Here is an 18890-nt window from a genome sequence, read left to right on the forward strand (position 1 = left end):
TCCTACTTAGTTTCGTAAAATGTGCTTGAAAACCTTAATTTTTCGTTTTCAGTTCTCAATAAGCTTAACCTTTGTAGCACAAATATTATTAGTGGGATAAGTTCATGTAAACATTTTTTCTCAACATTCCTGCTTTGAGTAAACTAGAAGTAACTAAGTAGAAACTAATCGGGTAATTTTTGGCTCCGTACTCCTGCCTTCTTCAGCTTTAACTGTGCCAAATCCTTGCCTGATAATTGAACGTTGAAATTGTCATATAGTGGCAGCGTTGGAAATTCTCGGTTAGCTATGGGGCGGCAAGTTTGGTCATTATGAGCAAAATGATGCTCTTTCACCTTGCTTTTTTAGCAGTTAGCTCACCATAACAGTAAGGACACTTAGTGAAGTCTTACCTCTTGCGATATCTTCAATACATATCAAGATACCTTCTTCATTTACACCATATTTTAGCCACATTGCCACACCATTATTGAATAGTTAAAGTTGCTCTTATAAGTGTGCTTCAACTTTTCAAAAATGTATCTATCTGGTTCTTCAGCACTTGTTATGCTAAATTGTTAGCCAAAAAGCTTAATAAATAAAAATAATCGTATCAGCTATTGAGAAAAAACTTTGACCTAATTGACTTATAAAGCATATTTGTTGTTAGCTGTAATTACAAGAGAAATATTTTTTGGTGTATTTACAGTCATGAATAGGAAACAAAATATTAAAATCCTAACAGCGCTTCTTGATTTAAAAGATGTGAAAGTTATATCTCATCGGATTCATGAGGGGATAGGAATGATTTTACAAACTGAATCAACAAAATCATACAGTAATTGTCCTCGCTGTGGTACAAAAAGCCATAGATTACATCAAAATCATCGATACGTTGTTAAAGACTTACCTTTTGGAGAAAAGCCAGTATTTTTAGAAATAAATAGGAGACAATTCAAATGTGAAAAATGTGAAAAACCGTTTAGTGAAAAGCTAGATTTTGTAAGTAAGAAAAGAACTTATACAAAACGGCTAGCAGACAAGATAATACAAGATGTTGTAGAAAATGATATCCATAGTGTAGCAAATAAAGGGATAGTGACAACAGAAGAAATAGAAAGAATGTTAAAAGATGCCTCAGAAAAATTATCTGATAACAAACCTGATTTTATAAAAAGGCTTGGAATTGATGAAATAGCTCTAGTTAAAGGCAAGGGTAATTACTGTGCAGTATTAATAGATTTAGATACATCTAAATTAATAACTTTGTTAAGTGGGCGCACACAAGAGGTAGTAAAGAAAACCCTTATAGAGTGGGGAACTGAGGTTTTAGCACGAATTGAGGAAGTGAGTATAGATTTGTGGGTAGGTTACAAAAATGTAGTAACAGAATTAATGCCCAATGCCCAAGTAGTAGCAGATAGATTTCATGTGATGACACAAATCAATAAAGAACTAGATACACAAAGAAAACAAGAGAAGCGGAATCTAGAAGAATTAGTTAAAAAAGCGCAATCATTATCAAAAAAATCTAAGTACGAAAAAGTATTGTCGGGACTAAAAAATAGTAAATACGTTTTATTGAAAAATGAGTCAGACTTAAATGAAGAGCAGATAAACAAACTTTATGAAGTGAAAAATTTATCTCCTATTCTCAAAGAAATGCATGAATTAAAAGAAAAAATTAGAAAGATTTTCAATAAGACAGATAACTGGTATCCGGGAGTTTTTAAACTCGGGATGTGGTTAGCAAAAGCTAAAAAATATTTTCCCAAGAGTAACAATACTATTATCCGTTGGTTTGATGAGATTATTGCTTACTTTGATAATGGGACAACTAGTGGTGTTGTGGAAGGCATTAATAACAAACTTAAGCTAATTAAACGTTCCGGCTATGGATTTAGAAACTTTGATAATTTCCGAGTTAGATGCTTGTTAAATTGGCATTTAACCTATTAGTTAAGCATATTATGTACTGAAGAACCATCTATCTTTTGAGCCAGGTAATGTTGATTTGAAGAATATAAGTGCAATGGAGTGAAGCGACACCAAGAGTGAGTCTAAAGCCAACAAAATGGGTTAACGAATCATCAACCGTTCGGTTCTAGGCAAAAGGCATTAATCATCAGTTGTGGCTTGGGAGACGATGCACAAGCTTTAGCTAGTCTGGGGTTTGAAGTAACCGCCTTTGATATTTCTCCTACGGCAATGTCTGACGACAAGCTGCTTCTCTTGGAGACGCTACGCGAACGCATCTGCGTTTGGAGGCAATATATTCAAACCCCAAATCCAGATATAGTCTAGCTTTCTTAACTACGAATTACAAATTGGTATAATTCCCAGCGATCGCCAAAGGAAAACAACCGCGCCGATTGTACAAATATGGTTATCCACTAGAAAAGCAAGAAATACTTTCATCTGGTCTATCTGAATATCTTTTTTTTCTGATTTCAGATATACTCTCCAATTTTCTCTCGTCACTTTTGAAGGTTCATACAAAATATCCTACAGCCTAGAAACTTTCTTTGACAAAATTCCCCACCCCTACCATCTCCGATGGTGGCCCCATCCGTGGAACCCTCTTCCAAATCCGAAGTTGATGCCATAAGTAGGATAGGGCGACACATAGATGGGATAAAGGTTGTAGATGTAAGTAGGAGAAGGTGCTACGGTGTAATAACCATCTTCATTACAAACAGTAGTAGTCTGTTGCACAATTGTTCTAGTAGTCTGTCAAGTCAACTTTGCGGGGTAAAGGGTAAGGGGGAAGGTGGGGCCCCCACGAAGTGGGGATAAGGGGCAGGGGGAAAGGGTTTAAATCTCTTACCCTTTTCCCTTTCCCCTTTCCCCAGTCCTCACAAGCGCATTTTTGGGTTGGTAGACTACTAGAGGAGTTAAACCTGTGGGTTTAAGCCAATGGCAACGTGAAAATTTTTATTTATACGGAGTCGTAGAACCCCTAAGTGGATACAGCTTTTTCTATGAGTTCCCCTACCTGAATGGTAGTTGTTTTCAACACTTTTTGGATTTGCTGTCTGCTGATCTGGGTGATGATATCGCGGTTATCCAGTTCGACCAAGGATCTTTTTACAAAGCCAAAGCTCTCGATTTTCCAGATAATATTATCCCGATTTTTCAACCTCCCCACTCTCCTGAACTTAACCCCATTGAGCGCTTTTGGGAATTTCTCAAATCTAAACTCCAATGGGAAAATTGTAAAACTCTCACACAACTAAAGCACAATTTAACTGATGTTCTCAAAGAAATTACACCTGAAATGATTGCCTCTCTCACTTCTTACGACTTTATCCTTGAAGCCTTATTTAGCGCAGCTTCATAAAGAATTGGTATGACTTCTGGCTTCTGATTTACACTGCCCCAGTCTTTGCTGTTTCCAACTGTTGCATCCATGCGTTGATTGCCGTTAATTCATCAGCACCATTACCAACAGCATCAACAACCTGCTTTTGATACAAAGACTCAGCATGATTGGGATATTCACACTTGTCTGCTACCCAAGCCAAACACATGGTTTTTACCAGTTCATTAATCTTGCTAATATGAAGTAGACTTGGGCGGTCAACATCCTGAAATTGCAACCACTCTCTGACCAAATCAAGTGGATAATCAAGCAAGGTGCGAATATTTTTAACTCGCAAGTCTTGAGAGTGTACTGGTTGAGGGACTACGCTAAGTTTTGGTGTAGATGAAGTCCCACCTAAGCGAAATTGGATGTCACGAATGATAGTTGCCCAATCAGCATTTTTGTTCCATTCTCTTTCAATTTTGCTTTTACTTGCGGCATCATAAAGATTACAGAAAACTGTATTCTCGTCACCAGCATTCGCAACGATAATCAGTGGTTTGGAAAAATCTTGGATTAAAGAGGCAGCTAAAAGAAAGCTTTTGGTGAAATTGGTTTCAACACCAGTTCTGATAACATAAAGTTCATCGGCACTGACAACAATATCCAGCTTCAAGTTGTCCTTGCCTTTAAACTCTTTAGTCGTTAGACGGAGTTCAGACAAATATCCAGTTAATGCTCTCTGGGCAACAGAGATTTTCTTCTCCTGGCTGATATTGAACTTGTACCAAACGAAAGATTCTCCATCTACTTCACCCTGATTGACATATAAATAGATGGGTTCAGGAGGGTTGCATAAACCTAGTTTGATTTCAGTAACCATGTTCACCTCGGTTAAGTTTCATTGATTAGTGTTTCGTGTGCAATAATGGGAATTCTGTAGCGGGAGAAAAACTTCCGTGCGTTCATCTGAATAAGCGGCACTTATTCAGGTGAACGCTTTTGTATTAATCAGATGGTTATCGATTTCGCTCTAACTCCCATTGGAGATAAGTCAACGCAGTTTGAGCATCGGCAATGTTTAAATCTGGCTGATACCCTTCTTCCAAGAGTTGTTTGTAGTCTGGGTGCGTAGCAATATCGGCTATCAGGGTTTGGGCTTGTTCAACTAACTGCTGGAGATGCGGATTAGACATTTCTATGCCGAGCCTTGAACATAAATCTTCTGCTTTAACACCGAATGTTCCTGGTTCAATCTCGGTTTCTAACTCTTCAAGCAAAGATTGAAAATTCGGGTGTTCATCGTTAATTTCAATCTCAATCAAATCTGCATTTTGTTTAACGACGCTTGCCCAATCTGGCAGAGTAGCTGAAATGGTTTTCGCGTAAATTTTCATAATTTATTCCTCTTCGATTAAGAGCTAAAAATCCTCGGCAATCTCCAACAAAAAGCCGCGTCCCGTGTTCTGTATTTGCACCAGTTCTTTATCCAGCAGAGTTTGAATAACTGAATCCGAGAATTGGAACTGAAGCCGATGCAGAGGCACACAACCACCACAAAGTTGAAGTAAACGCAGCAGATAATTAGCCCTACGGTCAAAACTATTTGTAGAATTAGCCATTGTTTGCACCCTTAGTTAATACAGTTAACTGTCGGTTGAGAATGCTTATCTGTTGTTGATAAAAGTCAATCTCTGCGGTAATTTGCTGGAATAATTCTTCTGGCGTGAGCGGTTGGATTTGATCCTCTTTCAAGTACGATATTTCATCAGAATTCTTGTTAGGCATCAGTACATAGCGCCAACCATCATCAAATTGTTCAGCCAGTTCTGTACCAGAGGGATAGTAATAAAGTCCCAAGATGATGCCTTGTTCTGTGCGCTGCTCCAAAGCAAAGCGAGGGTAGTCCCAGTGTTGGGGGATTGAGATGGGTTGCATTGATTTAATGGGGATTGGTGAATGAAGGGAAATAATCAGTGAGCAGTTACCAGTTATCAGTTAACAGTGTCGAATCTTGATAACTGTTAACTGTTTACTGATAACTGATTGAATTACGCTGTGACTAACTCCGTTCTCTCCAGCAGGCGTTGCAATTTATCGCCAGTTAGCTGTTCTAACGGCTGATCTAAAAAATATTCATCAAAAATGGATTTATCATCAGTAGATACGTCCACTATCGACAATGAGCGCACAGCATCATAGACCGAGTTAGAATACTGCTGCTGGACTGAATAACGCCTCTTCACCCACCAGTTACCGTCAGTGCATCCAACTTCACCCAATTTGCGTAGTTTGCCGTCTTCAGTATCGTGGGTATAAATGCCATCATCGAGAATTTCAAAGCCGTAATTCTGGCACTCGTTGAAGATATGCGCCATGATTTGGTTTTTAGTCGTGGTGGGTGTTGTTTCTTTCTCCTGCACAGGTAATGAGCCATCTTTGTAGTGAGTGCAAATGAAGCGATCGCAACGCATTGGAGTATTGGCACGAAATACTTCTTTATCGTTGACCATAACTACCCAGCGTTGCGTTAAGTGGTTGTCGTCATAGCTGATGCTGGCTACTAGTTTGTCATCAGCGTAATATTCGTGATGGTCAAAAGAGATTTCGACTATTGTGAGGGGTTCGGGGGCTATGGTTTGGGCTTGGTCGGCTATGAAGTGGTCGAGTTCGGCTTGGGCGAGGGCTTGGTTATCAACTTTCTGAAGCTGGGTGGATTGGTGGACTATGATTGCGTTTACCCAGGTTTGGGTCGCTCTTTTGTCCCCGATGGGTGTAACGCCGAGTTCAGTGGCAATTCTTTTGAGGCAGGGAAGGTTATAGCGGCAAAGGGCTTGCTGTGTGTAGGTTGGATGGGACATAATGAAGATTCCTTGAATATAAGGTCAAAGAGCGATTCCCAAATAGATCACTTAATTGCGAGGTTGATTACAAAAGGCGATCACTTCTCTTCAAGACGCTACGCGAACGCCCCAACGCAACTACTCATAGCAGTCAAAATCTATCTGCAATCGAGTTTGAGCAAATGCCACTGAGCTAAAAGAGGTGGAATAATGACTAAACCATCCTCTAAGCGCAAAAAAGCGACCTCTGCCACATCCAGGGACAGCACACCACCAGATGACCAAGACCTTGAGGATATCTCCCTTCAAGAAAATCCCGGTTCAGCCACAATTACGGTTAGCGCTGTTGAGGTTGAAGAGTTAAGCGACGAAGAACAGCGCGATCGCCTTCACCTAGAGCGGCGTGTGGAGAGAGCAGTTTTTGAGGCGGGTAAGGCACTGGCAGAATTAAGGGATAGAAGGCTGTATCGTTCCATGCACAGCACTTTTCAGGAGTATTGCAAGGACAGGTTTGGGTTTGAGCGCCGTCATCCTTATAGATTAATCGAAGCTTGGGCTGTGTTTGATAACCTAATGAAAATGTGTCCAAATTGGACGCAAAATGAAGATGATCCTGATATAGTCAACTCCGAGCAGCGACAAATCTTGCCTACCAGCGAAGGACAAGTCCGATCCATGACAAAGCTTGAACCTCGGGAACAGCAAGAAGTATGCATTCAAGTTCAACTGGCACGATGGAGATTAACTTTTAATAGTATTTTGTCTGATGATAGTAAACAGAGGGAAATGTCAGAACAATGTAATATTTGGTCAGGACGAGTATTAGATATGTCAGGGTTGCTGTCCGAATCCATCTAAAATTTTATTTAAAGACTGTTGCCTTCACGTACATGAATACTGAAACACCCACCAATTCTCCAGATATTTACTCAATTTTGAGTCAAACTCAACGCTTGCGAGTTAGTGATGGAGAGATTAAACCCGTTTTAGATGGTTGCTCAAATACTTCAAAGTTGCTCGTACTTATTTGGTCGCAGTTGGGAGATTTTGATAATTTAGAATACGCTTGGTGGCTGCGAAGAGAATTTGAAGAGATTGAAGCCAGAGGAATCACAATTCGTGCTATTGGAATTGGAAACCGCAATTCTGGGATCAAGTTTTGCGAATATACTGGCTTTCCTCAAGAATGGTTATTTGTGGATGCAAAGGCTGAAGTTCACGAGCTTTTACGACTTTATCGCGGCTTATCTATACAATTTCCTTTGCTATCAAGTTCACAAAAAGCTTGGCTTAATTTAATCTTAATGTGTGCAGGAATTCGTAGCCCTGGAACTCTCAAGGAAGTTTTTCGGGGTTACAAAGGTGATAAAAAAGCACCTCAATTAATTGCTGATGAGGAAGTTATCAAGGGTACACCAATACCCGCAATAAAAGGTTCGTTTTTCAAAGCGGCTGGAGGAAAAGGTTTTCAGCGCCCATTTGAATTAGCAACCCTGCGCCTGCGAAACATGACTGAAGTTTTGAGAAACTGGAATATTTATGTACCAGATTCATCTTATTTGACACAACGGGGAGGCACTTTTCTATTTGATTCCCAAGGTCAGTTAATTTACGAACATCGCGATCGCGGGATTCTTGGTTTTGCTGAAAATATGAGCAATCCCTTATCTTTTTTGTATAAGTAATTAATCGGCAAGGGTGGCTGTTAGAGAATTGTCAGGTTTTTCTGAACTGACTGAAATTTTGGAGTTTTTAGCTCATTTGCCATCTCCTCAAGAAATTTTAGCTCTCCGTCTTTCGCCTACGGTTCAAGCTGAAATTGATTCTCTCTTAGACAAAAATCGTACTCAAGGTTTAGATGAAAGTGATCGCTGTCTGTGGCAACATTATGAGTTTATTGAGCATTTAGTACGTCTTGCTAAAGCTCAAACTCTGCTCAAGTTACAACAAAGTGCATGAGTAAAACTTATATTCCTAGCAATTTACGGCAAATTGTGTTGAACGCGCTCAGGGATGTTGTGAGTATTGTCTAATTCCAGAAATGTTGGTTTTAGCCACTGATCAGATTGATCATGTTATTGCTGAAAAACATAATGGTGCAACGGTGTTAGAAAATTTAGCCCTGTCGTGTTCATTCTGTAATCAGGCTAAAGGTAGTGATATTGCTTCAATTGACCCAGAATCAGGTGATATGGTGAGACTTTATAATCCAAGAATTGATGATTGGGCTGATCATTTTTTGTTTGAGGTAGAAGGTGGTGTGATTAAACCTCTAACAGCAATTGGGCGTGTAACTGTCAAATTATGTTTCAACAATATTTAGCATTGGCGCTGATATTTGGAGTTCAAGCTGTCGATTTGAGAACTTATGCTATTGCAGGTCATTACAATGCTACTGAGTGTTTATCACCTGCAACTCAAGAATTGTATATGGCTGTGCGAAATGTGGTTGGAAAACCGCCTTCACCCAATCATCCCTACATTTGGAATGATGACGACCAATTCCTTGACCAGCACATTGCTCTGATTGCTCATGATATTTCGGTGGGTGGTCAGATTGTGCAAGCCGTTGACAAAATTAGAGCGAGCTTTTAGTCAGGTTTCAGCGAAAGTGCTGCTTAAACCTGTTTTGTCAAAGGAGTTCAGGTCTTAGATACGTTTGTCCTGACTCCTCTCACTCTTGAAGGCAAATCATTCACTGATATAAACAAATTAGACGAGATGAAAAATCGAATTCCTAATAGTTTATGGGATTTAGAAAAGATATGAATGTCTCGGAAAATGTAGAGAAAGGTCATCGTTATTTTCCAGATCAGACTGCTTTGATTTGTGAGAACTGCTTATTGAGCTATAAACAACTTGATGAACTAGCTAACCAAGTATCGAAAGGGCTACGTCAATTGGGTATTAAACCAGGCGATCGCGTAGCTTTGTTTTTACCCAACATCCCAGAATGGATCATCTCCTACCTCGGAATCCTCAAAATGGGAGCAGTGGTAGTATCGATTGATGCCAAGTTGAAGCGCAATGAAATCAAATGCTTGCTCAACGAGTGTACGGCCAAAGCTCTGATTGCAACCACAGAACTTCAAGAGCAAGTGCCCGATGAAGAACTACCTGCTTTGGAACATATTCTCATTGTCGGAGATGAAGTCAATATTCAAGAAAGTTTAACTCAATTAATTTCTGGTGTTTCTGCCCAAGCAGATGCAGTAATAATGTCAGCAGATGCACCAGCAGCTATACTTTTTACTTCGGGAACAACTGGCACACCCAAAGGGGTGACTTTATCTCATGCCAATTTAATTGCTGAAGCCTATACTTCGAGTACTTATCGTCCAATTAGAGGGAGCGATCGCCTCTTACTTTATCTTCCATTATCTCATTGCTTTGCCCAATGCGTGATTCTCAACGGATGTTTCGCGGCTGGAGCAACCCTGGTTCTGCAACGCCGTTTCGATCCCGAACGCATCCTCAAAGCGATTGCAACTCACAACATCACGATTTTTTTTGGTGCCCCAACTGTTTACTGCCAATTACTGGAACTCAATCCTCCCCAAAACGAGATGGTTGGGATACGCTACTTTAGTGGCGGCGCTCCCATACCAATAGAAGTAGTTCAGGAGTGGCAGCAAAGATATGGTCGTGTCATTTACTCAGAGTATGGTTCAACGGAAACCTTAACTATAGCCAGTTCAAATAATGGTTCACTTTTTAAACCCGGCTCAGTGGGAACTCCGGTCAAGAATGTCGAGACTAAAATCATTAGTTTAGAAGGAGAGGAGCTAGAACCCGGTGAAGTCGGCGAGATTGTCGTGCGTAGTCCGATGGTTATGCTCGGTTACTGGAATCGCTCGGTTCAAACAGCGCAGGTGCTTCAAGATGGTTGGTATCACACCACAGACCTGGGATGCAGGGATGAAGACGGTTATATTTACTTGACCGGTCGGTTGAAAGAGACGATTAACGTCGATGGACTTAAGGTATACCCAGCAGAAGTTGAAAAAGTGATAGCTCAATATCCAGGTGTAGTAGAAAGTGCGGTTTATGCTGTTCCCGATCCGACTACAGGTGAAAGCGTCCGAGTTCAGATTGTCTTGAGATCGGGTTATGCAACTTCAACAGAAGAAATGACTGCCTTTTGTTTGGAGAAGATGGCATCCTACAAAGTACCACGCGAGATTGAGTTTGTAGAATCTCTTCCTAAAAACTCTATGGGTAAAGTACTCAAACGATTACTGCCAGAACAAGAGTCCTCTTCACAGTCCAAAATCTCAAATCGTTCGACTGAGCGTAGCCGAAGTCCAAAATCCCAAATGGTATAACCGCGATTCACCATCTAGTTACTAAACATAAACTAAGAGGAAAGTTGTATGAAAGATTGGTATCAGAAAAATGAGCCAATTTGTGATTTGAAACAAAAAATGAGATTTTAACTCATGATATGGGTTCTTGTCAGATTTTGGTGATGATGAAAGGTTACGCGCTTTAAGGCAGAAGGCAGGAGGCAAAAGGCAGGAGGCAGAAGGTTTTAAAACGTTTTCTTATCCGGGCGTGGGATTTGTGACTTCACTCTTGCGATTGCAAGAAGGCTTTCAAGTGATGCAGATGTTCTATAATCCAAGCAGAGCTTCAATTGTAGGAATTTTTCCTTCCTCTTCCTTCTGACATGAAAATGCTCCTTTGATGAGTATCTATATAGATTAGTCTCACATCGCATTTTCATGCTTGACTATGAAACTTGTTTCATTGGGACTGCCCTCTGCCTTCCCCAACCAAGATCACCAAAAGTTGCCAAGAACCTAAAAAAATTAACCCTCCTACCATGTGTATACATAGAAATATGGATCAGTACTCTGGAACTAGACAGAAATCGGCGTGGTTCAAAAACTGGGCTTTTTGGGTAACACAAGCAGGTCAAATTCAGCCATTGTCTGTCAATGGCTTATAAAACAAAAGTATAAGAATTCAAGCCAGTTTCTCAGGATGTTTTTTGTCAATGGGTAAGTCCTAACTCATCCATGCTGGGGACGGGGAATAGAAACACTCAGTCGTTGAGAAAACAAGCTGTAGGCGTTAGCAGTCATCGCGGCTTCCCGGAGTTCACTACTTAAAAGTGGTGTTTCGTTCAGTTGTTTAAGCAGTTGTTCGCACTCTTGAAGCGGCGTAAAAGGATAGTCACTTCCGTAGTGCAGCTTTTTAGGATCGGCAATTTGCAGCAGAACACTTAACGCTTCGGGGACAGGCACACCCGCGAGATCGTAATGCAATGCTCGAAGTGCCACGCGAATATCCTGTGGGGCATCTTTACCTACAGGCGCACCTGCCTTTATGATGCGTTCGATGCGACCCGCCAGCACAGGGAGCGCAGCACCAGCATGAGGGACGATAACACGAAGATTAGGATAGCGTGCTAATGTCCCCGAAAGCATCATATGCGTAATCGTGCGTGTGGTCTCGAAGATAAATTCAATCAGCGGCACTGGATAGCCGAGAGCTATATCGCGTGGATGCTCTCCGGTACTGGTTGAAGCTGAACACTGGCAGTTTGATCCAGTCGGGTGCAGAAAGATAACAGCACGACGCTTGTTCAATTCTTCGTAAATTGGAATCAGCAGATCGTCTCCAAGATAAGTACCCCTGAAGTTAGATTGAAACACAACGCCATCAGCCTCTAGCATATCGAATGCGTATCGAATTTCTTCGAGTGCGCCTTCAACGTCGGGTAAGGGCGTGATGGCAAAGAATCCGAACCGTCCCGGATGGGCTTTGGTAAGACGAGCGGCTTCCTGGTTCGTCCGCCGCGCTAAGCTTCTAGCTGCATCGTCATCGCCGAAGTGAACACCCGGAGAGGAGATCGATAAAAAAGCCGTTCCGATCCCTAGCTGATCGAGCATGGCAAGGACTTTAGTTTCGCTCCACTCTGGGATAAAACTCATCCCGTCTGGCGGTGATAGCCCCACCTGCTTCAAAGCCTCCACATAAAACTTTGGTAGGAAGTGATGATGCACGTCGATCCGTCCACTGGTTTGGTTTGACATTCGCTGGTTTCTCCAAGTGACAATTCAAGCCTTTTGAGTCGAAAACCCTACAACAATTTGTCGGGTGTCAGTGGCAAATCTAGAAGCCCAATGTCAGGATATGGTATCGGCTTAAGCAAGAAAGTTAAGAAGTAATTATTAATTATTAAATATCAGTTATCAAAAATATAAATCTAGTTTAAATTCAGTAAAAATACAATAAATTATGAAAGTAAGCTTGTATTTTCAAATTAATGATGCTAATAAAATTAGTAAGACTATTCGACAGCATTGTGTAATAGAAAATTCTGTTCATTAGATGGACATTAGATGTTATTTTTAATGAGGATGAATGTCGGATTCGTTATTTGCACAGCCCCCAGAATTTTGCTTTGTTACGTAGCATTGCCCTCAATGTCTTAGAGCTATAATCATCTTTCCACCGCAGTATTCGCCAAAAGTCTTGGCGAGCCGCAATGAATGATCGGTATATGATTTCTGTGTTGGCAGAGGCTCTCCGAAACTCAGCACTGTCCTCAAATCCATCTGCAATAGTGTTTGAGACGCGCTAACCCTGATTAGAATTGACAATATTTATTTTATATTTATTTAAAGGATAAAATTATGACTTTGAACACCAAAAGTGATGGAATTCTAGCTGTTTGGCTCAAACCCCCTATTGAAATCGATGAGGAATTTAACGAGTGGTATAATACTGAACATCTTCAACAAATTACGAGTCAAAGTGGTTTTATTAATGGTCATCGTTATAAATCTATTGGTACTGACACATGGTATTTAGCATTATACGATCTGGAAACACTAGATGCGTTTTTTGATAAAAATTTTCAAAATATTCTTGCCAACCCAACGCCTTGGTCAAGACGCATAAAGAGAAAATTTAATGAATCGGAAAACTCGGATGGAATACGTAATGTATACCGAAAAACTCTATCGCTGGGAGACGAACCACAAAAACTAATCCGGTTTATTTTGATGACGAAAATGGATATTGCCAGGGAAGGTGAAGATGAGTTTAATGACTGGTACAACAACAAACATGCTTTATCGCTTGTACAAGTACCGGGTTGTTTACGTATACGCAGGTTTGAAGCTGAAGCTATTGTTGGAGAAACACCAAAATTTTTAGCCATTTTTGATCTGTCCTCATACGAAGTCCTGAAATCAGAAGCTTGGATCAAAGCACAAGCATTTGGACAAACAGAAAAAATGCGTTCATACATAACAAACTTTAACAAGGATTGTTATCAATTTATATTTGGAATTGATGCGAACGGATTTAGCAACGATCAAATACAACCCCTAGTATTGGCATCAGTCACGACACCAGTTAATTAGCCTGTGACTCAATTGGCTACTAGTGGAACACTTATGGTCATATACTCTATGATGCAACAAACTAGATTCTGCTGTTATGTGATGGAAGCAGCAGCAATAGCTCTCGCTATTACATTTACTTGCATTGGCACATTGGCACTTTATGAGCCGATCGCATAAAGGCTCTTAATAATTATCAAAAATGTTTAAATAATACAAAGAGCATGAATCAAGATGTATTTACATTAACTGGTCCAAGAGGAACATCTGTAGTTGATACCTTAGCTAATTTGAACGAAGAGAAATTAGATTTTTTAGCCAAATGCTCTCTTGAATATGGAGATATTGTGCCGCTACAAATCGGTACAAATCCATCTTTATTACTCAATTGCCCCGCCTATATCGACCAAGTATCAAAGGATCGGACTTTGTTTATTAGAAGTCCGCATGTGCGTACTGCCTTACAAGGTCTACTTGGTGAAGGGATATTTATCAAGGAAGGAGAATCCTGGTTTCATCAACGACGCATTACTCAACCAGTTCTCTATCATAAGCGTATTACCAACTTTGGCGACACTATAGTAACCTATACTGAACGCTTGCTTGATACTTGGCAAGATGGCGAAATTCGCAATCTTCAGCCAGACATGATACACCTTACTTTGGACATTATCTGGAAAGTAATCTTCAATCAGGAGCTAAGTGAGCAAGAAGCTCAAGACATAGCTTACATTTTAGGTGTATCTACAAGATTGTTCGAGAACCCACCCCAAGAAGGAATTAATGACCTAGAAAAGCAGTCAACAACGAATAACTTACGTTACGAGCGTATTCTTCAAGAGATGGATCGATATATTTATTCCCTGATTGAACGGCGCAGGGAAAGTGGTGAATATCCAGGCGATCTACTCTCGATGCTGATGCACGTTCGTGATGAAGATGATAATAGTCAAATGAATGATAAGCAACTTCGAGATGAAGTTGTGTCTTTACTCTTTGCAGGACAAGAAGCGGTAGCTGTGGTTTTATCTTGGGCTTTTCTGCTGATATCGCTACATCCAGAAGTACAAAGCAAGTTACTGACGGAGTTAAACGAGGTATTGGGTGGCCGATGTCCTTCAGTTATAGATTTACCCCATTTATGTTACACCGATTCGATAATTAAGGAGGCAATGCGTCTTTATCCACCGATCGCAGTTATGCCTCTTATAGCTACTCAAGATTACGAAATTGACGGTTACAAAGTACCGACAGGATGCACAGTTGTAATGAGTCCTTGGATAATGCATCGACATCCACGTTACTTTGAAGAGCCAGATATGTTTAATCCCCATCGCTGGGCTAATGGTTTGGAAAAGCGGTTGCCGACAGGAGTCTATTTTCCATTTGGTAATGGCTCACGTATTTGTATCGCTAAGAGTTTGGCAAAAATAGAAATGGTGTTGATCGTTGCAACTATTGCTCAAAAATACCATCTGAAACTAGTATCAGATTTTAATCTCATACTGTGGGCAACTCTTACACTGCGCTCAAAACAAGGCGTTCCAGTTCAGTTACATTTACATGAAAGTATTTAAGTACCACGCGAGATTCAGTTTGTAGAATCTCTTCCTAAAAACTCTATGGGTAAGGTACTCAAACGAGTACTGCTAGAACAAGAGTCCTATTCACAATCTCAAATCTCAAATCGTTCGACTGAGCGTAGCCGAAGTCCAAAATCCCAAATGGTATAACCGCGATTCGCCACCGAGTTACTGAACATAAACTAAGAGGAAAATTGTATGAATGATTGCTACAAGGAAAATGAGCCAATTGCCATTATTGGTATGAGTTGTCGGCTTCCGGGTGGAGTTGACAGCCCTGAAGCTTTTTGGCAATTACTGAATTCAAAAGTTGCTGTTGACATCGAAATTCCAAAAGAGCGGTATGAACTGATTACTTCATACAATCCAAATTATGTTCCAGGAAAAACCTATAGAGACAACATCCGCTACCTGAACCATATTGAACAATTTGATGCAGAGTTTTTTAACATCTCTCCACGCGAAGCAATAACAATTGACCCTCAGCATCGGTTGTTTATGGAAGTATGCTGGGAAGCTCTTGAAAGAGCAGGACACGCTCCTAACGCCCAAGCGGAAAATCCAATTGGAGTCTTTGTTGGTTTTCTCGAACAAGATTATTACGAACTATTGCGTCAACATCAGGAAGAAAATGAAGACTCTCTAATGTTCTATGCTGTCGGTCCGAGGTCATTTTCGCTTTCTGGGCGAGTTTCTCATGCCTTTGGTTTGACAGGTCCTGCCTTCGCTATCAGTGCGGCTTGTTCATCTTCTGCCATTGCCATTCACCAAGCCTGTACCAGTTTGCGTCAGGGAGAATGCGAAATGGCCTTGGCTGGGGCAGTCCATCTACTCCTTTCACCAGAGAACAAAAAGTTAGATGCTAAGAATAAGTTTTTAACCCCAACCAGCAAAGTCATGAGACCTTTTGATGCCTCCGTTGATGGTTATATCAGAGGAGAAGGTTGTGGAGTAGTTCTGCTGAAGCGCTTGTCTGATGCTCTGGCAGACGGGGATAATGTCTTGGCTGTTATCCGAGGCAGTAGCCTCATCCAGAGCGGGCGCAACACCAGTTATGCAACTCCGGATAGAAAAGGTCAAGTCACTGTACTGCGCCGAGTATTGGCTCAATCTGGGATTAAGCCTCGAGAGGTAGGATATTTTGAGGCTCATGGTAGTGGAACAGCAGCGGGAGATGTTGCGGAATTAACCGCACTTGCTGAAGTTTTTGGCGAAGATGGCGATCGTGAGTTACCGCTTCCGATTGGTGCATTCAAAGCTTATACTGCACACGACGAAGCTTGTAGCGGTATTATTGCCCTGATTAAGTTAGTTTTAGTTCTCCAGCACGGCGAAATTCCCCCTCAGATCAATATTGAGCAACTCAATCCCTGCATCGATTGGCAAAAAGCTCAAATTGAAGTTCCAACTGAAGTCGTGCCCTGGAAGCAGAAACAAGGCAAAATTGCCGCAATGTATAACTTTGGCATCCACGGTACCCTCGCATGCCTGGTAGTAGAACAAGCACCAGAGATCGAACCAGTATTAGTGGAGAAAGAAGAACGCCCACAGCATATATTGACGCTCTCAGCAAAAACACCCACAGCACTCGAACAACTTTCACAGAGGTATCGTCGATATCTCAGAGCAAATCGTCAGCAAGATTTAGGTAATATCTGCTTTAGTGCTAACATCCGATCGCAATTCAAGCATCGTCTTGCGGTTACAGGAAAATCCATCCAGGAAATTGAAACAAAGCTAGTTGCTTTCTTAAATAAACAAGAATCGACCGGGGTCTTTAGCGGTCAGGTGACTAAAGAACCTCCAAAAATTGCTTTTCTATTCACTGGTCAGGGTTCTCAATCAGTGGGTATGGGATACGAACTCTACTCCTCAGAGCCGATTTTCCGCAAAGCACTGCAACAATGCGATGAAATTTTGCGATCGGAACTAGATGTGCCTTTGTTAGAGGTTCTGTATCCTCAATCAAAGGACAACCAACTAGAAAACCAAGAAGGTAGAGAGAGCTTGCTGCATCAAACAGCTTACACTCAACCAGCTTTATTCTCAATTGAGTATGCACTCTACTGCCTATGGCAATCTTGGGGAATCAAACCTGGTGTGGTAATGGGTCACAGCGTTGGGGAATACGTAGCTGCCTGGGCCGCGGGGGTTTTCTCCCTCGAAGATAGCTTAAAGCTGCTGGCTGCTCGTGGCAGATTAATGCAACAGTTGCCTTCTGGTGGTGCGATGGTTTCTTTAATGGCTGGGCAAGAACAAGTTGAATCTGCCATTTCAGAGTGTTCTAGCCAAAAAGATGTAACAATCTCAGCTCTCAATGGTCCTCAAAGTATCGTCATTTCTGGGCAAGAAAAAGCGGTTTTAGCAGTCGCTAGCTTCTTAGAAGCCAAAGGCGTAAAGACAACCCGGTTAAAGGTTTCACATGCTTTTCACTCACCTTTAATGGAGCCAATGTTATCCAAATTCGAGCAAGTAGCGCGTCAAGTCAGCTACTCGCTCCCCCAAATCGAGCTAATTTCTAATATTACAGGAAGGATAGTAGGAGCCGAAATTGCTACTCCTGAATATTGGTGCGAACATATCCTCTCCCCTGTTGACTTTGCTACAGGAATAGAAACATTGCATAATTTGGGATATCAAGTGTTTCTTGAATGTGGCCCGAAGCCTGTTCTTTTAGGAATGGGTCGTAACTGCCTCAGTGAAGGGTTTGGTGTCTGGCTGCCTAGCTTGTATTCAAAACAATCTGACTGGGAGCAACTGCTCGATAGTTTGAGTCAGTTATATGTACAGGGGGTGAAGATAGATTGGGCAGGTTTTGAGCAAGACTATCAGCGTCGCCGTTTAGTCCTGCCAACTTATCCTTTTCAACGCCAGCGCTATTGGCTGGAAACAGGAAAGGGTGATTCCTCGAAGGCTATATCTCACAAGCTTCAGGCGACTTCTCAACCATCTGACATCCAACCTCCTTTTTCCACTCAGGAAAAAGGAGAAGTGCTGGAACATATTGGTCAAAAGTCACCAACTTCTTCATCACAAATATCCCAGTTAATTCAGATATCACAGCAACAGCGAGTAGAGCTTTTTACCCTCGTAGAACAGCAGCGCCAACAACTTTTCGATTGGATTTTAGGGCAACAAGAGCTTGGATTATCCTCATCTGAGAATTTAAACAAGCAGCCAGAGGTTAAAGGGACAGAGCCAATCGTCGAGTCAGTTGCTCCCACAGTTCAAAATTTTGTTTTACCTCAAAGTGCAGCATCAACCAGTGATGTACCTATACTATCTTCATCATCTGACTTGATGCAGCAGATTAAGGTAGCTAACGGTGACTCTGCTTATCTCTTGAGGGACTACCTGCAAGGTGAAATTGCGAAGTTACTTGGTATTAATCCAGCACAAGTGCTAGTAGATAAAACACTGACTCAACTGGGAATGGAGTCTATAGCTACTCTCGAATTAAAAGACCGAGTAGAACGACGCCTAGGTATTAAAATACCTGCTGCGGTTGATATCTTTGACCTTAATATTATTCAGTTAGCTAACCTCATCAGTAAGTCAACAGAATTAATAGATCGACGTCATTAAGGGTTAAACAAATCAAGTACCCAATGCATAAGGTACTTGAAAAGCATAAAATGTTCAGCCCTGTCAAAATATTGTGCATCGATGCTATGCTTTGTACCTTTTCATAGAAAGGCTTATGTATGCTTATTTTTGCCAGTTTTGCCAAAAATTATCAAGGCTCTTATTTTGGCTAAGGTATTGAGTTATTGGTCTGATTGTTTCATTGCTAAGAGGTTGAAGGTTTATCTCGAATCAATAG

The 18890-nt window shown here is 41.2% G+C and carries 19 protein-coding genes and 1 pseudogene; 13 read left to right on the forward strand and 7 right to left on the reverse strand.

The window, feature by feature from the left end:
* Positions 1-164 precede the first annotated feature (164 nt).
* On the reverse strand, positions 165-335 hold the full coding sequence (locus tag ACFG4S_RS07605; protein ID WP_392534216.1) for a hypothetical protein: 171 nt from the start codon (positions 333-335) through the stop codon (positions 165-167).
* 355 nt (positions 336-690) lie between these two features.
* Here ACFG4S_RS07605 and ACFG4S_RS07610 point away from each other — a divergent pair, with 355 nt between their 5' ends.
* From ACFG4S_RS07610 to ACFG4S_RS07620, 3 genes are all read left to right on the forward strand, one after another.
* Positions 691-1938, forward strand: a complete 1248-nt coding sequence (locus tag ACFG4S_RS07610) for an ISL3 family transposase (protein WP_392531164.1) — start codon at positions 691-693, stop codon at positions 1936-1938.
* A gap of 177 nt (positions 1939-2115) precedes the next feature.
* Positions 2116-2283, forward strand: coding sequence for a hypothetical protein (locus ACFG4S_RS07615; protein ID WP_392534217.1), 168 nt, complete (start codon positions 2116-2118; stop codon positions 2281-2283).
* A gap of 598 nt (positions 2284-2881) precedes the next feature.
* Positions 2882-3319: a transposase gene (locus ACFG4S_RS07620; protein ID WP_392534218.1), complete on the forward strand. Its 438-nt coding sequence runs from the start codon at positions 2882-2884 to the stop codon at positions 3317-3319.
* A gap of 28 nt (positions 3320-3347) precedes the next feature.
* On the opposite strand, the gene ACFG4S_RS07625 is transcribed toward ACFG4S_RS07620, so the two are convergent.
* The 5 genes from ACFG4S_RS07625 to ACFG4S_RS07645 all read right to left on the reverse strand — a co-directional run bounded on the left by ACFG4S_RS07625 (position 3348) and on the right by ACFG4S_RS07645 (position 6144).
* Complete coding sequence (locus tag ACFG4S_RS07625; RefSeq protein WP_392534219.1) at positions 3348-4166, reverse strand: hypothetical protein; 819 nt, start codon at positions 4164-4166, stop codon at positions 3348-3350.
* Between the two features lie 136 nt (positions 4167-4302).
* Entirely contained in the window at positions 4303-4680 is a 378-nt protein-coding gene (locus ACFG4S_RS07630) for a hypothetical protein (RefSeq protein WP_392534220.1), read from the reverse strand.
* Between the two features lie 24 nt (positions 4681-4704).
* Positions 4705-4905: a hypothetical protein gene (locus tag ACFG4S_RS07635; protein WP_392534221.1), complete on the reverse strand. Its 201-nt coding sequence runs from the start codon at positions 4903-4905 to the stop codon at positions 4705-4707.
* Positions 4898-5221, reverse strand: a complete 324-nt coding sequence (locus ACFG4S_RS07640) for a hypothetical protein (protein WP_392534222.1) — start codon at positions 5219-5221, stop codon at positions 4898-4900. Before ACFG4S_RS07640 ends, ACFG4S_RS07635 begins: the two co-directional genes overlap by 8 nt.
* 113 nt (positions 5222-5334) lie before the next feature.
* A complete protein-coding gene (locus tag ACFG4S_RS07645; RefSeq protein WP_392534223.1) occupies positions 5335-6144 on the reverse strand; it encodes a hypothetical protein in 810 nt (269 codons plus the stop codon).
* Positions 6145-6336: 192 nt separating this feature from the next.
* Between ACFG4S_RS07645 and ACFG4S_RS07650 the strand changes: the two genes are divergently transcribed.
* The 6 genes from ACFG4S_RS07650 to ACFG4S_RS07675 all read left to right on the forward strand — a co-directional run bounded on the left by ACFG4S_RS07650 (position 6337) and on the right by ACFG4S_RS07675 (position 10451).
* Positions 6337-6984 carry a hypothetical protein gene (locus ACFG4S_RS07650; protein ID WP_392534224.1) on the forward strand — a complete coding sequence of 216 codons (648 nt, stop codon included), beginning with the start codon at positions 6337-6339 and terminating at the stop codon, positions 6982-6984.
* A gap of 32 nt (positions 6985-7016) precedes the next feature.
* Positions 7017-7811 carry a peroxiredoxin-like family protein gene (locus ACFG4S_RS07655; RefSeq protein WP_392534225.1) on the forward strand — a complete coding sequence of 265 codons (795 nt, stop codon included), beginning with the start codon at positions 7017-7019 and terminating at the stop codon, positions 7809-7811.
* 28 nt (positions 7812-7839) lie between these two features.
* Complete coding sequence (locus ACFG4S_RS07660) at positions 7840-8085, forward strand: hypothetical protein (protein ID WP_392534226.1); 246 nt, start codon at positions 7840-7842, stop codon at positions 8083-8085.
* An 82-nt stretch (positions 8086-8167) separates the two neighbouring features.
* On the forward strand, positions 8168-8449 hold the full coding sequence (locus tag ACFG4S_RS07665) for an HNH endonuclease signature motif containing protein (protein ID WP_392534227.1): 282 nt from the start codon (positions 8168-8170) through the stop codon (positions 8447-8449).
* Complete coding sequence (locus ACFG4S_RS07670; RefSeq protein ID WP_392534228.1) at positions 8431-8721, forward strand: hypothetical protein; 291 nt, start codon at positions 8431-8433, stop codon at positions 8719-8721. Before ACFG4S_RS07665 ends, ACFG4S_RS07670 begins: the two co-directional genes overlap by 19 nt.
* A 170-nt stretch (positions 8722-8891) precedes the next feature.
* Positions 8892-10451 carry a class I adenylate-forming enzyme family protein gene (locus tag ACFG4S_RS07675; protein WP_392534229.1) on the forward strand — a complete coding sequence of 520 codons (1560 nt, stop codon included), beginning with the start codon at positions 8892-8894 and terminating at the stop codon, positions 10449-10451.
* Between the two features lie 690 nt (positions 10452-11141).
* On the opposite strand, the gene ACFG4S_RS07680 is transcribed toward ACFG4S_RS07675, so the two are convergent.
* Positions 11142-12167 carry an amidohydrolase family protein gene (locus ACFG4S_RS07680; RefSeq protein WP_392534230.1) on the reverse strand — a complete coding sequence of 342 codons (1026 nt, stop codon included), beginning with the start codon at positions 12165-12167 and terminating at the stop codon, positions 11142-11144.
* A 259-nt stretch (positions 12168-12426) separates the two neighbouring features.
* On the opposite strand from ACFG4S_RS07680, the pseudogene ACFG4S_RS07685 reads away from it, so the two are divergent.
* The 4 genes and pseudogenes from ACFG4S_RS07685 to ACFG4S_RS07700 form a co-directional block, all read left to right on the forward strand.
* Positions 12427-12718 (forward strand): annotated as a pseudogene (locus ACFG4S_RS07685) (transposase); the annotation flags it as partial.
* A 52-nt stretch (positions 12719-12770) separates the two neighbouring features.
* Positions 12771-13505 carry a hypothetical protein gene (locus tag ACFG4S_RS07690; protein ID WP_392534231.1) on the forward strand — a complete coding sequence of 245 codons (735 nt, stop codon included), beginning with the start codon at positions 12771-12773 and terminating at the stop codon, positions 13503-13505.
* A gap of 203 nt (positions 13506-13708) precedes the next feature.
* Complete coding sequence (locus ACFG4S_RS07695; protein WP_392534232.1) at positions 13709-15061, forward strand: cytochrome P450; 1353 nt, start codon at positions 13709-13711, stop codon at positions 15059-15061.
* Between the two features lie 204 nt (positions 15062-15265).
* Entirely contained in the window at positions 15266-18652 is a 3387-nt protein-coding gene (locus tag ACFG4S_RS07700) for a beta-ketoacyl synthase N-terminal-like domain-containing protein (RefSeq protein WP_392534233.1), read from the forward strand.
* Positions 18653-18890 lie beyond the last annotated feature (238 nt).

The organism is Nostoc sp. C117 (assembly GCF_043099735.1).
In the GTDB taxonomy this organism is placed as follows: domain Bacteria; phylum Cyanobacteriota; class Cyanobacteriia; order Cyanobacteriales; family Nostocaceae; genus Nostoc.